A 12,301-nucleotide genomic window follows, 5' to 3' on the forward strand; every position below is an offset into this window, starting at 1 on the left:
CGCGGATTTCTTGGCCAATTGCCGGCAACCCGCATGGACTGGGAAGTGCACGCGATTGCCGCAAACGGGCCAACAGTTCTGACCGAGCGCACTGACCGCTTCACGCTTGCCGACGGGCGGGAGATTGCGATTCGCGTGATGGGCGCATTCGAGACGGCGGATGGCCTTATCACCCACTGGCGCGACTATTTTGATCTCGGCCAGTTTACGAAGCAGATGGGGCTCTCCCCTTCTGCCTAGCCTGTCACTTTGGCGCGGGCTAGGAAAGGGCGCAGCAGCGCTAATCTTGGCGCATGTCTGACACGCCTGCCCTCTCCCGCCACCCGTTCGCCCCCGAGGTGCTCGCCGACCCGTGGGACTTCTACCGCGAAGTCCATGCAACGGCGCCCGTCTTCCAGGTGCCGGGCATGCCCATCACCTATGTCGCAAGCTATGACGCACTCGTCGATGTGCTCGGCCGAGTCGAGGATTTCTCCAATGATTTCGGTGATGCGCTTTCGGGGGCGCGCGCGAGCGACCCGGAAGTGAAGGCCATTCTCGATACCGGCTGGCCGGCAGTCGACACGCTCTTGACTGCCGACCCGCCGGTCCACACCCGCTTCCGCAAGCTCGTCAACCTCGCCTTCTCGATGAAGCGCGTGGACTCAATCGAGGGCAAGATCCGCGACATTGCCGTTGAGCTCATCGAGGCGATGCTCGCCAAGGCAGACCGGGGCGAGGTCGTCGATTTTGTTGCGGATTTCGCCGTGCCGCTGCCGGTTGCGGTCATCGCCTCGGAAATCGGGATGGAAAGCTCGACGGATATTGCCACCGTCAAGCGCTGGTCGGATGCGTTCGCCGACCGGCTCGGCCGGATGATCCCACGCGAGCGGGAGGTCGAATGCGCGCGCGAAGTGGTGGAATATCAGCACCATGCAAAGACGCTCATCGATGCGCGCCGAGAAAGGCCAACCGATGATCTCCTCAATGATCTCGTCCATGCCTCCGTCGATGGCGAGAACCCGTTGTCGGATGCCGAGATCATGTCGATCCTCCAGCAGCTGATGGTGGCTGGCAACGAGACCACCACATCGACGCTCGCTGGCGGCCTTGTCATGCTCATCAACAACCCCGCCGAGCTTGCGAAGGTGCGCGCCGACAAGAGCCTCATCCCCAACATGGTGGAAGAGATGTTGCGCCTCGAAAGCCCGACTTCGGGGCTGTTCCGGGTGGTGAAGCGGGACACCGAAGTGGCGGGCGTGCCGGTCAAGGCCGGCACCATGTTGATGGTGCGCTTTGCCGCCGCCAACCGTGATCCCACGCGCTATCCTGACCCGGACCGGTTCGACGTGACCCGGGCGAACGCGAAGACCCATCTCGCCTTCGGCCGGGGCATCCACATGTGCGTTGGCAACATGCTGTCCCGGCGCGAGCTGGTGGTTGCCTTCCAGGAACTTCTCGACCGGGTGGAGACGTTTGCCCTGGCGCCGGGGGCGGTTCCAGTTGCCAAGCCCAACATGTTCCTGCGCGGGCTTGCTGCCCTTCCCGTGGTCTTGACGCGGCGGCAGGCGGTGGCTGCATGAACTTCGACTTTTCCGAAGAGCAGCTGCTGCTGCGCGAGACCGTCACCCGCTGGGCGGCCGGGCGGCATGGCCTCGATACCGCGAAGCGGCGGGCCCAGCGCCAGCACAAGGGTGGCTTTGACCGCGCCGGCTGGCAGGAGCTGGCGCAACTCGGCGTGCTTGCACTCCCCTTTGCCGCAGACGCCGGCGGGCTCGGCGGCGGGCCCGTTGATCTCATCGCAGTCGCTGAGCCGCTGGGGGCAAGCCTCGCGCTTGAGCCCTTTACCGAAGCGCTGGTGATGGCTGGCTCCCTCATCGAGGCAGGCGAGGATATGACAGCACTTGGCCGGGTGATTGCCGGCGGGGCAGTGCCAGCAGCGGCACTTGGCGAGCGCGGTGGACGCTATAATCTTCACCATGTCGAGACACGGGCGCGCGCAGATGGGCCGGGCTGGCGGCTTTCGGGCGCCAAATCGGCGGTCTGGCAGGGGGGCGCCGCTGACCTGTTCGTGGTCTCAGCCCGAGTCGCTGGCGATGTTCGGGACCGCGCCGGGATTGGGCTGTTCCTGGTGGATGGAGATAAAGTCGAGAAGCGCCCCTGGGTGGCGGCTGACGGCAGCCTTGCCGCTGAGCTGGTGCTGCATGAGGTGCCCGCCACTTTCCTCGAATGCGATGCCCTCGACGCCCTTGATCTTGCGCTCGACCGGACGTGGCTTGCGGCTTCCGCCGAGATGCTGGGCGTGGCGCAAATGCTCTTCGACCAGACGCTTGGCTATGTGAAGACTCGAGTCCAGTTCGGCCAGCCGATCGGGCGGTTCCAGGCGATCCAGCACCGCATGGTCGATTGCTATGCCGCGCTCGAGCAAGCGCGCTCGATGGTCTATCGGGCGGCAGCGCGGCGCGAAACGGCAGCGATTGCGGCAGCACGCGCCTTCGTTGCCGAAGCCGCACTCTCGATTGCGCATGAGGCCGTGCAGTTCCATGGCGGCATGGGCGTGACCGACGAGCTCATCATCGGCCATGGCTTGAAGCGCATCCAGATGCTCTCCCGCCTGCACGGCGACGCAAGTGTTGCGGCTGCACGCTACGCCGAGGCGGCCTGATGACGCGTACGGCCCTGCCACCGATTGCCGAGGGCCTCTTTGACGTGGGGCCACCGCCGTCGCTCATCGGTGGCCGCGAGCGGGCGAGCGGGCGCATCGTCTTCCCTTGCCCGGCCGATCATGACCGCTTCGAGCCCGTGCGGCTGCCGCGCGAAGGGCGGATCTGGAGCTGGACGGTGCAGCGCTTCCCGCCCAAGGCTCCGCCCTATGCCGGGCCGGAGGAAATTCCGTTCCAGCCCTATGCGCTCGGCTATGTCGAGCTGCCAGGTGCCGTCATTGTCGAAAGCCGGTTCGACGGTTTTGCCTTCGACGCGCTGAAGGTCGGCCTTCCCTGTCAGCTCCGCCTCGTGCCTTTCGGCGAGCGCCTCACCTACGCCTTTGGACCCCCGGACGAACCGCAGGAGGAGCCATGAGGGACGTTGCCATCATTGGCGCTGGGATCCACCGCTTCGGCCGGACGGAGGGGGTCTCCGGCCTCAAACAGGGGGCAGCTGCCGCAAGAGACGCCCTTGCGGATGCGGGAGTGACCTGGCCCGACATCGAAATCGCCTTCGGTGGCTCGGCAGCCGCCGGCAATGCCGACACCATGGTCGCCGACCTCGGGCTCACTGGCCTTCCCTTCCTCAATGTCGCCAATGGCTGCGCAACCGGAGGCTCGGCGCTCTACTCGGCAGCCAACGCCATCCGCGCCGGCGAGGCTGATCTTGCGCTCGTTGTCGGGTTCGACAAGCATCCGCGTGGCAGCTTCAACCCCGAGCCCGCCGACTGGGGCCTGCCCGACTGGTATGGCGCGACCGGGATGATGCTGACGACCCAGTTCTTTGCGCTGAAGCTCCGGCGCTACATGGAAATGTTCGGGATCACGCCGTTGACGCTCGGCCGGGTGGCAGAGAAGGCCTTTGCCAATGGCGCGCTTGCACCGCATGCCTGGCGGCGCGAGCCGGTTGATCTTGAGACCATCATGACAAGCCAGATGGTCAACGACCCGCTCACCAAGTTCATGTTCTGCTCGCCCTCGGAAGGTGCAGTCGCCCTCGTGCTTGCCTCAGACAGGAAGGCGCGCGAACTGGGCGCAAAGCCCGTCTATGTGAAGGCGACCGTGGTGCGCACCCGGCCACCGGGCAGCTTCGAGGTCTTCTCGCCGTCGCTTGACCTCGAGCGCGGGCCCTCGCCGACAGTGCTTGCAAGCCGGGCTGCCTTTGAGGCGGCGGGTCTCGGGCCCGAGGATGTCGATGTGGCGCAATTGCAGGACACCGAGAGCGGCGCGGAAGTGATGCACATGGCCGAGAACGGCTTTTGCGCCGATGGCGAGCAGGAAGCCTGGCTTGCCGAGGGGCGGACCCGGATCGGCGGCGCCCTGCCCATCAACACCGATGGCGGTTGCCTCGCATGTGGCGAGCCGATCGGTGCTTCGGGCTTGCGGCAGATCTATGAAAATGTGATCCAGCTGCGGGGCCAGGCGGGCGCGCGGCAAGTGGAGGGGGCGCGCATCGGCTACAGCCATGTCTATGGCGCACCGGGCCTGTCTGCTGTGACAATCCTCGCCAGCTGAGGCGGGAAAGGGAGGGACATGGGACTGCTCGAGGGAGACGTCGCGCTGGTGACCGGCGCGGCCGGCGGGATCGGCCTTGCAACCGCCAGGCGCTTCCTTGCCGAAGGCGCACAGGTCGCCATTGCTGACATCGATTCTGCCCGGCTTGCCGGTGCTGTCGAGACACTGCGCGGCGATGTGCTCGGCGTTCTGCTCGATGTGACTTCACGGGCGAGCTGGAAGGCAGCTGTCGATGCGACAGTGGCGCGGTTTGGCAAGCTCACCATCCTTGTGAATGGCGCTGGCATTTCCGAGCCAGCCGACATCGAGACCCTGGGCGACGATGCATGGCAACGGCACCTTGCCGTCAATCTCCATGGAGTCTTCTACGGCATGCAGGAAGCCGCGCCAGCCATGAAGGCAAGCGGCCGCGCTTGCGCGATCGTCAACATCGCTTCCATGCTCTCGCTGCGCCCGGGGGCGATCTTTGCGGCCTATTGCGCATCGAAGTCGGGGATGGTTGCGCTCTCCCAATCGGCTGCGCTCCATTTCGCCCGCGCTGGCATTCCCATCCGCGTGAACACGGTGCACCCGGGTGCGATCCGCACGCCGATGTACGAGCGCTACATCGCCATGGCCGATGACCGCGAGGCCGCCGAGGCAAGCTTTGCAGCAACGCACCCCATGGGCCGGATCGGCGAGGCCGACGAAGTGGCAGAAGCCATCCTCTTTCTTGCCAGCCGCCAGGCGAGCTTCACGACTGGCGCCCAGATTCCCGTGGACGGCGGCGGCCACCTGCGGGACTGAGGAGGACGACATGGAAGGACACGCGGACAAAGGCATCCGCCGCGAAGGCGAAACGGGCGCAGGGAGTGGCCCCGTGCAGGTGCACCTGGTCGCCGGCGGGAAATATCACGACATCGACTTTGCCCGGCTCGAGCTTTTGAAGCTCTTTGCCGAGGAGCCGCGCATCCGGGCGAGTGTGGCGCCGGATTTCGGCGATCTCGACCGGCTTGCCGAGTGCAGCCTGCTTGTCTCCTACACGGTTGATCTGGTGCCAACGCCGCCTGAGACGGTTGCCATCCGGGCATGGCTCGAGGCGGGTGGGCGCTGGCTGGTGCTGCATGGCACCAACTCGATCCTGCGCTTCCGCGCGGACGGTCTCGTCGACAGCCCGGCCGAGCGCGACGATGTGATGGCCCTCATCGGGACCCAGTTCGTCGCCCATCCGCCCATCGGCCCGTTTCGAGTGGATGTCGTCTCCGACCACCCGCTGGTGGCCGGCGAAGCGCCCTTCGAGGTGGTCGACGAACTCTATCTCCAGCGGCGTCTTGCCGATGATCTCGAAATCTATCTTGCCACCCGCTTCACGGGCGAGGCGACCGGGTTCGTGGTGTCGCACTGGGAAGATGCAGAGGTCCCGATCCTCTACCAGCGGCGGCAAGGAAAGGGGCGCGTACTCTATTATGCGCTGGGGCATGCGCGCGGGCATTTTGACCTGCCGGTGTTCACGCCGTTCTGGACGCACCCGGAACGCTGCGCCTGGAACTATCCGGTGCACTATCGCCTGCTCCGGCGCTGCCTCGCATGGGGACTGGGAAAGATCGACTGATGGACATGGAGCTGACGCCTGCCGAACTGCTCTTCCGCGACGAAGTGCGCGCCTTCCTTGCCGACGCCCTTCCCGCCCATGTCCGCGAGGGTGCGCGCAACACGCCATCTGTCTTCGTCGAGCCGGAGATCGGCGACGAGTGGCACCGCGCGCTCAACGCACGCGGCTGGGCTGCCTATCACTGGCCGAAGGAACATGGCGGCACGGGCTGGAGTCCGACTGAGCGCTACATCTTCGAGAAGGAGTGCGCACTTGCGGACGCCCCGGCGCTGTCGGTGCTGGGCCTCAAGCTCATCGGCCCCGTGCTGTGCCGCTATGGCACACCGGAACAGCAGGCCCGCTTCCTGCCGAGGATCCGCGATGCGTCGGAGAAATGGTGCCAGGGCTATTCCGAGCCCAGTGCCGGCTCCGATCTTGCCTCCTTGAAGACCCGGGCGGAGCGACGCGGCGACCGCTACATTATCAATGGCACCAAGATCTGGACCACCCACGCCCACTATGCGGACTGGATGTTCTGCCTGGCCCGCACTGACCCGGAGGCAAAGCCACAGGCCGGAATCAGCTTCCTCCTCGTCCCCATGCACCAGAAGGGCATCTCGATTCGCCCGATTGTGACCCACGCTGGCGACCATGAAGTGAACCAGGTGTTCCTGGACGATGCCGAGACGGCTGCCGACTGCCTCGTCGGCCGCGAAGGCCAGGGCTGGGAAATTGCCAAGTTCTTGCTCGAGAATGAGCGCGGCGGAAGCTGTGCTGCACCGCGCCTTCTTGCTGATATTGCAAAGCTGCGCGCAGCTGCCGAGGCCGAGCCTTCGGGTGTCAATGGCGCCCTCGGCCACCAGCCCGCCATGGCAGCGCGTCTCGTCTCGCTCGAGCTTCAGGCCCTCGCACTCGAGACGACGGAACTCAGGATCCTTGCGGATCTTGCCAAGGGCCGAACGCCAGGGCCTCAGACTTCGCTTGTCAAGCTGCTCGCCTCGACCCTGCGCCAGCGCATCGATGAGCTTGCAATCGACATTTTTGGGCCGCTGGGACTGCAGCTTCCGCCCCAGAGGCCGCTCTACGGCAACAGCGCCCCCGAGCCGGTGGGAAGCCGCGAAGCCCAGCTCGCCATGCCGACCTATTTGAATGGCCGGGCCTGGACCATTTTCGGCGGCTCGAACGAAGTGCAGAAGGGTATCATCGCCAAGCAAGTGCTCGGCCTCTGAGACGCTTTGCGAGCGCAACCAGGAGCGCGCACGAGGAGAGAAAGGGCAAGCTCCCGGGCAAACCGTTTGCGGCCCGGCGGCCAGGGGGCGAAAGCGGGCAGGCATGGCAGCAAGCGAGCCCTGCGACATTCTGGCAACAGAGGCGGCCTTCCATCGCGACCTGTGCAAAGTTGTCTGGACAAATTTGCCCGGCCTTTGGCACCGTGACGGAAAGATGACCGGAAGGGGAACCTGGATGCGCGCCTTCCTTCTTGCTGCCACTGCAACCGTGCTTGCCACCGACGCGCTGGCCCAGACAGCGCCCTCTGCCGCACCGCAGCAAGTCGCTGCGAGCGAGGATGTGATGTTCGGCGACATTGTGGTCACAGCAAGGAAGCGCGAAGAGTCGCTCCAGGAGGTGCCGCTCGCCATTTCCGCCTTTACAAGCGAGGAGATCAGAAGCGCCCGGATCGAGCGCCTTGCAGACCTTGCCAAGCTCACGCCCGGTCTCAACTTCACACCGCTGTTCGGAGCCCAGAACCAGCTTCCCATCATCCGCGGTGCCGCCCAGACCTTCGGAGTGCTCAACGTCGGCGTTTTCCTTGATGGAGTCTATCTCTCGGGCAAGGCGGGAGTGGACATTGAGATGAATGATCTTGAGCGGATCGAGGTGGTAAAAGGCCCGCAATCAGCACTCTACGGCCGGAACACTTTTGCAGGTGCCATCAACTACATTACCAAGCGGCCGAGCGATGTCTGGACCGGTGAGGGCGAACTCTCGGTTGGAACCCAGGGGCTTGTCAAAGTCATCGGCGGCATTTCCGGCCCGGTGGCCGACATGGTCCGCGTGCGCCTTGCCGGCTTCTACCGCGAGACCGACGGCTTCTACCGGAGCAGCATCGACGGCGGCCGAGTCGACTTCAGCAAGGACTTTGGCGCCCAGGCCGTGGTCGAGCTGCAGGCAGCACCGAACGTCCTTGCCACCTTTCGCCTCACCTATACTGAAGAAGACAGCGGCCAGCCGCCCTCCAACGTGATCCGCACCAATGCAAATCCTGGCCGGCCTGGCGGCTCACCGGCCGGGACGGTGCGCAATTTCTTCTACAAGGGCGAATTGCCGACCATCCCGCGCAAGGGCGTGACCGTGAACACCCTGCCCGACCCGATCACAGGCTTCTATGGCAGCCGCGGCGATACGCTGCGCACCAACCTGAAGCTCGAGTGGGACGCCGGCTTTGCGACTCTCACCTCGCTCACCTCCTATGATAAGCGCAATGTCAACTACACCTTTGATGGCGACAACACGCGGTGCGACACGCCTTCGACCGCGCCGCCATCCACAGGCTGCCCGAATTTCGGCTTCCCGTTCGTGCCTGCTATCGCGCTTGGTGCCTCGCGCTTCGCCACTTCCTCAAACACCGGCTATCTTCGGGACTGGGCGCAGGAAATCCGGCTGGCCTCGAACGGCGAAGGCCGCTTCGCCTGGCTTCTTGGCGGCTTCTTTTTCGACAATGACACGAACGGGATCGACCGGAGTCTGGCGCCGCTTACCCAGACGACAGCCAACAACTTTGGCTATCCGAACCAGATTACCACGACCAAGAGCAAGGCCGTCTTCGCTTCGGGCACGCTCCGGCCAATCGACTGGCTCGGGCTGACTGGCGAGCTTCGCTACGAGAGCGAGCGCCAGACCTTCCGCCAGGCGCCGACCCGCACAGGCGTGCCTGCCGGCCCTTCGACCCGCGTCTTCAACCTTGCCAGGGATTTCGAGTTCGTCACTCCGCGCGTGATTGTCGATGCAAGATTGGGCGAGGGGCGGATGCTCTACGGCTCGGTTGCCAAGGGCGTGAAGACGGGCGGGTTCAACACCAACCTCAACATCACCGACGCCCAGCGGACCTATGACGAAGAGTTCAGCTGGAACTATGAGGCAGGCCTCAAGACCAGCTGGCTTGATGGCAGGCTGCTTGCCAATATCGCTGGCTATTACACGGACTGGAATGACCAGCAGGTCGCCTGCCAGAATCCGCCGGAGTTTGGTGGGACCACGACGCAACGGACCTATGTCTGCAACGTAGGCAAGGCCGAAGTCTTCGGTGTCGAAGCCGATTTCGTGGCGCGGGTGACCGACTGGCTGTCGATTCTTGGCAATTATGCCTGGACCAAGGCCGAGTATCGCGCGTTCGTCGACGACGCCCTGCGCGCACAGCTTGCAACACTTGGCCTGCCACCGCTCAACTATGATGGCAAAAAGCTGCCCTATGTTCCGACCCACAAGTTCCTTGTCTCCCCGCGCGTGAGCCTGCCGCTTGTCGCCGACTATGAACTTTCGGGCCGGGTGGACCTTTCCTGGCAGTCCAAATCCTGGCTTAGAGCTGAGAATTTCGCCTTCTTCGGTGACAAGACGACACTCGACCTCCGGCTCGAAGTCGCCAACCCGCGCTACGGCATCCAGTTCTTTGCGAACAACCTGACCAACGACACAACTCCCGTTGCCGGGGTGCGCTTCTTCGATTCGGTCAATTTCTCGGTCCAGGCGCCGCTGGTGACTGGCGCGCCAGCGCGCCAGTTCGGTGTTGCTTTGCGCGCTGGCTTCTGAGCGCGATGCTCGCGCGACGGGCCATCCTCGGCGTCGGGCTCGCAGGGCTTGCCACGCCGCTCTTGGGCTCAACCGAGGGGCTTATCGCCGAAGGCGGGTTCGACCGGGCACGTTTCGATGCCTGGGTCAAGATCAGGGCTGGCACGGGTCAGCCGGTTTTCTGGTATTCAGAAGGGACGGTCCGGTCCTTCCCCTCGGGCGAGCTTCTCGGTTTTCTTGAAGGCTTTGATACGGCGCGTGTCCACTGGCCCGAGCCGGGCCAGCCCCTCGCGCACCAGTATAACCGCAAGATCTATGTCTGGCGCGACAAGAGCACGGGGCAAGTCCTAAAAGGGCCCGATGGTGTGCCCGTGCCGCCCATTGCCTACCCCTATCAGTTCATTACCTATCGCCTGGCTGGAGACTGGGTGGAGACCTTCGTCGAGCAAGGCGCAGGCGCGCGGCTCACCCGCATCGGCCCGGGGCGCAACATGGCGGTGCGGCGCCAGGGCCGGACTCTCATTTTCACCGCTCCCGTCTATCTCGACCTGCCGCTTGGCCCGGGCGCGCGGATGCAGGCGTTTGAAAACTACGACTTCGTGGTCGACCCGGATGCAGATCCCTCAACCTATGTCCTTTCCTGGCTGCGCACCGGCGAGGGCCCGCCTGCGCTCGGTGGCGGGCCGGTCGTCCTCCACCTCATCACGCGCCGCCACGAGCGCTTCACCGACATGCCCGAGCGGATGCGCCGCTATGTTGAAACGCAGGCCCCGCTGTGGCGGCAGCCACCAGCTGATCTTGCCGAAATCCGGAAGCTTCAGGCTGGCTGAAGCAAACCAAAGAGGGCTTGCGGGCGCGGCCGGCCTCCCCTATGCGACGGCTTCCGCCCGGTGCGGGCGCGTAGCGCGGTGGTGCGGGCGCGTAGCTCAGTGGTAGAGCACTGTGTTGACATCGCAGGGGTCGCAAGTTCAATCCTTGCCGCGCCCACCATTGCACTGGATGAGGCCAAAACAAGGCCCGGCCCACTCGCCATCCAATCGATGAACGCCGGGAAGAATCCCCGAGATACCAGATCGGTGCGCAACTGGCAGAGGCGGTGCAGCAAGGGTTGATCCCGCGCGCACGGAGCAGTGAAATCAAGGATGGCGGCGCGGCCGATCCGCACGAAGTCGGCGATGAGAGCCTCGAGCTCTGCGGCGGACAAGGCCCACGCTCCCGCCTTTGCACCGCAAAAGGGGAGACCGGAGTCGGGGTGGTCAGCTTCGGCTCGGCGCGGCGGCTGCGGTGCTGAGCTGGACGCACGCGACAAACCCCGAAGCGGATGGCAGCGGTGAGCCTGGCCAGGCTGGGGAGCTGGGTATCTGACCAACTTGCAAGCTGGCGCAAGACCCTGGCCACGCCGCTCGACATGGCCAGCGCAGGTCATGGTGCGCGCGAGATCGCCCGGTGCCCGCAGGCGAGGCCAGAGCTGGCAGTCTGCAAGCGTGCCATCCCTATGGCTTTGCGTGTTGGCAAGCGGGGCAGGGGCTTTCCGCGCTGGTGGAAGGACGAGCGGATGAGGAAGGTGTCTTGGCTTTGGTCAAACGGCAGCAGCCACCCCGAGGGGCGCTCTCAGTAGTCCTCGCCGCGCTCGCTTGCCTGATATTCGTGCCAGAGCCCGTTCAGGATCCCCACTCCGACCGCCAGGCCAACACCGAGGATCCAGGCGAAATACCACATGGCACGCGTCCTTCAGTAATAGTCGGGATTGGTGCGGACCGCTTCTGTCGTCACGCGCCCGAACAGCACCCGGAACACCCAGGCGGTGTACAGCAGCACCAGCGGCAGCAGGAAGACGGTGGCGAGCAGCATGATCCACAGCGTCAGATGCGAGGAGGAGGCGTTCCACACCGTGAGCGACGAGGCCGGATCGAGCGACGACGGCAGCAGGAAGGGAAACATCGCAAGGCCGACAGTCGAAATAATCCCGAAGGCCCCGAGAGAGGAGCCAAGGAAGACGAAAAGGTCCGCACGGCGCCAGATGCCAAAGAGGGCAGCAAGCGGGCCGAGAATGCCGAGCGCCGGTGCCACGAGCGTCCAGGGCGCGAGCCGGTAATTGTCGAGCCAGGCGCCAGGGGCGGCGACAGCGCCAGTCAAGAACGGGTTCGAGGGCCCGTTTGGATCGGCCGGGCCGTCGAGCCGGTAGCCGAGGTCACCGAAGGCCACGAACAGCCCGCCAGCGAGGAACAGCCCGACAGCAAGGAGGGCGGCAATTGTGCCGAAGCGGCGGGCGCGGGCGAGCACCGGGCCGTCCTCGATCTTGATGGAAAGCCAGCCCGCGCCGTGGAGAACCAGCATGGCAACCGAAACAAGGCCAGCAACAAGGGCGAACGGCGAGAAGAGATCAAGGAGGCCCCCCTCATAGACGGAGCGCAGATTGTCATCGAGGCGGAATGGCACGCCCAAAAGCACATTGCCGACAGCGACACCGAAGACCAGTGCCGGCACAAAACCGCCGATGAAGAGTGCCCAGTCCCACATGCTTCGCCACGCCGGGTCCGGGTTCCTCGAGCGATACTTGAAGCCGACGGGGCGCAGGATAAGCGCCGCCAGCACCACGAACATCGCAAGATAGAAGCCGGAGAAGCTCACTGCATAGACGTGGGGCCAAGCAGCAAAGATGGCGCCGCCGCCGAGGATGAACCAGACCTGGTTGCCCTCCCAAGTCGGGCCGATGGAGTTGATGACAAGGCGCCGCTCAACATCATCT

At 64.8% G+C, this 12,301-nt stretch carries 12 protein-coding genes and 1 tRNA gene; 11 read left to right on the forward strand and 2 right to left on the reverse strand.

Annotated features, from left to right (window positions below):
- The 11 genes from ACWIQA_RS08020 to ACWIQA_RS08070 all read left to right on the forward strand — a co-directional run.
- The coding region (locus ACWIQA_RS08020; protein ID WP_448582549.1) for a limonene-1,2-epoxide hydrolase family protein at positions 1 to 240 on the forward strand (240 nt) is incomplete at its 5' end.
- 53 nt (positions 241 to 293) lie between these two features.
- Positions 294 to 1,562: a cytochrome P450 gene (locus tag ACWIQA_RS08025; protein WP_448582550.1), complete on the forward strand. Its 1,269-nt coding sequence runs from the start codon at positions 294 to 296 to the stop codon at positions 1,560 to 1,562.
- A complete protein-coding gene (locus ACWIQA_RS08030; RefSeq protein WP_448582551.1) occupies positions 1,559 to 2,644 on the forward strand; it encodes an acyl-CoA dehydrogenase family protein in 1,086 nt (361 codons plus the stop codon). Before ACWIQA_RS08025 ends, ACWIQA_RS08030 begins: the two co-directional genes overlap by 4 nt.
- Positions 2,644 to 3,057, forward strand: a complete 414-nt coding sequence (locus ACWIQA_RS08035) for a Zn-ribbon domain-containing OB-fold protein (protein WP_448582552.1) — start codon at positions 2,644 to 2,646, stop codon at positions 3,055 to 3,057. The genes ACWIQA_RS08030 and ACWIQA_RS08035 overlap by 1 nt, the downstream gene beginning before the upstream one ends.
- Positions 3,054 to 4,196, forward strand: a complete 1,143-nt coding sequence (locus tag ACWIQA_RS08040) for a thiolase family protein (RefSeq protein WP_448582553.1) — start codon at positions 3,054 to 3,056, stop codon at positions 4,194 to 4,196. The genes ACWIQA_RS08035 and ACWIQA_RS08040 overlap by 4 nt, the downstream gene beginning before the upstream one ends.
- 18 nt (positions 4,197 to 4,214) lie before the next feature.
- Positions 4,215 to 4,982, forward strand: coding sequence for an SDR family NAD(P)-dependent oxidoreductase (locus tag ACWIQA_RS08045; protein WP_448582554.1), 768 nt, complete (start codon positions 4,215 to 4,217; stop codon positions 4,980 to 4,982).
- A gap of 73 nt (positions 4,983 to 5,055) precedes the next feature.
- A complete protein-coding gene (locus ACWIQA_RS08050) occupies positions 5,056 to 5,787 on the forward strand; it encodes a ThuA domain-containing protein (protein ID WP_448582555.1) in 732 nt (243 codons plus the stop codon).
- Positions 5,787 to 6,995, forward strand: a complete 1,209-nt coding sequence (locus tag ACWIQA_RS08055; protein WP_448582556.1) for an acyl-CoA dehydrogenase family protein — start codon at positions 5,787 to 5,789, stop codon at positions 6,993 to 6,995. The genes ACWIQA_RS08050 and ACWIQA_RS08055 overlap by 1 nt, the downstream gene beginning before the upstream one ends.
- Positions 6,996 to 7,230: 235 nt before the next feature.
- On the forward strand, positions 7,231 to 9,573 hold the full coding sequence (locus tag ACWIQA_RS08060) for a TonB-dependent receptor (RefSeq protein WP_448582557.1): 2,343 nt from the start codon (positions 7,231 to 7,233) through the stop codon (positions 9,571 to 9,573).
- A 5-nt stretch (positions 9,574 to 9,578) separates the two neighbouring features.
- Positions 9,579 to 10,382 (forward strand): hypothetical protein, encoded by an 804-nt coding sequence (locus tag ACWIQA_RS08065; RefSeq protein ID WP_448582558.1) that lies wholly within the window; start codon positions 9,579 to 9,581, stop codon positions 10,380 to 10,382.
- Positions 10,383 to 10,467: 85 nt separating this feature from the next.
- A tRNA-Val gene (locus tag ACWIQA_RS08070) sits at positions 10,468 to 10,542 on the forward strand.
- A 621-nt stretch (positions 10,543 to 11,163) separates the two neighbouring features.
- Here the strand turns inward: ACWIQA_RS08070 and cydX are convergent.
- Complete coding sequence (gene cydX / locus ACWIQA_RS08075) at positions 11,164 to 11,271, reverse strand: cytochrome bd-I oxidase subunit CydX (RefSeq protein ID WP_448582559.1); 108 nt, start codon at positions 11,269 to 11,271, stop codon at positions 11,164 to 11,166.
- Positions 11,272 to 11,283: 12 nt separating this feature from the next.
- Positions 11,284 to 12,301: cytochrome d ubiquinol oxidase subunit II (gene cydB / locus ACWIQA_RS08080; protein ID WP_448582560.1), on the reverse strand; the 1,018-nt coding region annotated here is incomplete at its 5' end.

The sequence above is a fragment of the Thermaurantiacus sp. genome (assembly GCF_053487655.1).

Excerpts from the sequence above, each read along its gene's own strand:
- ACWIQA_RS08025 (WP_448582550.1), top strand. The coding sequence starts at position 294 with ATGTCTGACACGCCTGCCCTCTCCCGCCACCCGTTCGCCCCCGAGGTG.
- ACWIQA_RS08030 (WP_448582551.1), top strand. The coding sequence starts at position 1,559 with ATGAACTTCGACTTTTCCGAAGAGCAGCTGCTGCTGCGCGAGACCGTC.
- ACWIQA_RS08035 (WP_448582552.1), top strand. The coding sequence starts at position 2,644 with ATGACGCGTACGGCCCTGCCACCGATTGCCGAGGGCCTCTTTGACGTG.
- ACWIQA_RS08040 (WP_448582553.1), top strand. The coding sequence starts at position 3,054 with ATGAGGGACGTTGCCATCATTGGCGCTGGGATCCACCGCTTCGGCCGG.
- ACWIQA_RS08045 (WP_448582554.1), top strand. The coding sequence starts at position 4,215 with ATGGGACTGCTCGAGGGAGACGTCGCGCTGGTGACCGGCGCGGCCGGC.
- ACWIQA_RS08055 (WP_448582556.1), top strand. The coding sequence starts at position 5,787 with ATGGACATGGAGCTGACGCCTGCCGAACTGCTCTTCCGCGACGAAGTG.
- ACWIQA_RS08060 (WP_448582557.1), top strand. The coding sequence starts at position 7,231 with ATGCGCGCCTTCCTTCTTGCTGCCACTGCAACCGTGCTTGCCACCGAC.
- ACWIQA_RS08065 (WP_448582558.1), top strand. The coding sequence starts at position 9,579 with ATGCTCGCGCGACGGGCCATCCTCGGCGTCGGGCTCGCAGGGCTTGCC.
- cydX (WP_448582559.1), bottom strand. The coding sequence starts at position 11,271 with ATGTGGTATTTCGCCTGGATCCTCGGTGTTGGCCTGGCGGTCGGAGTG.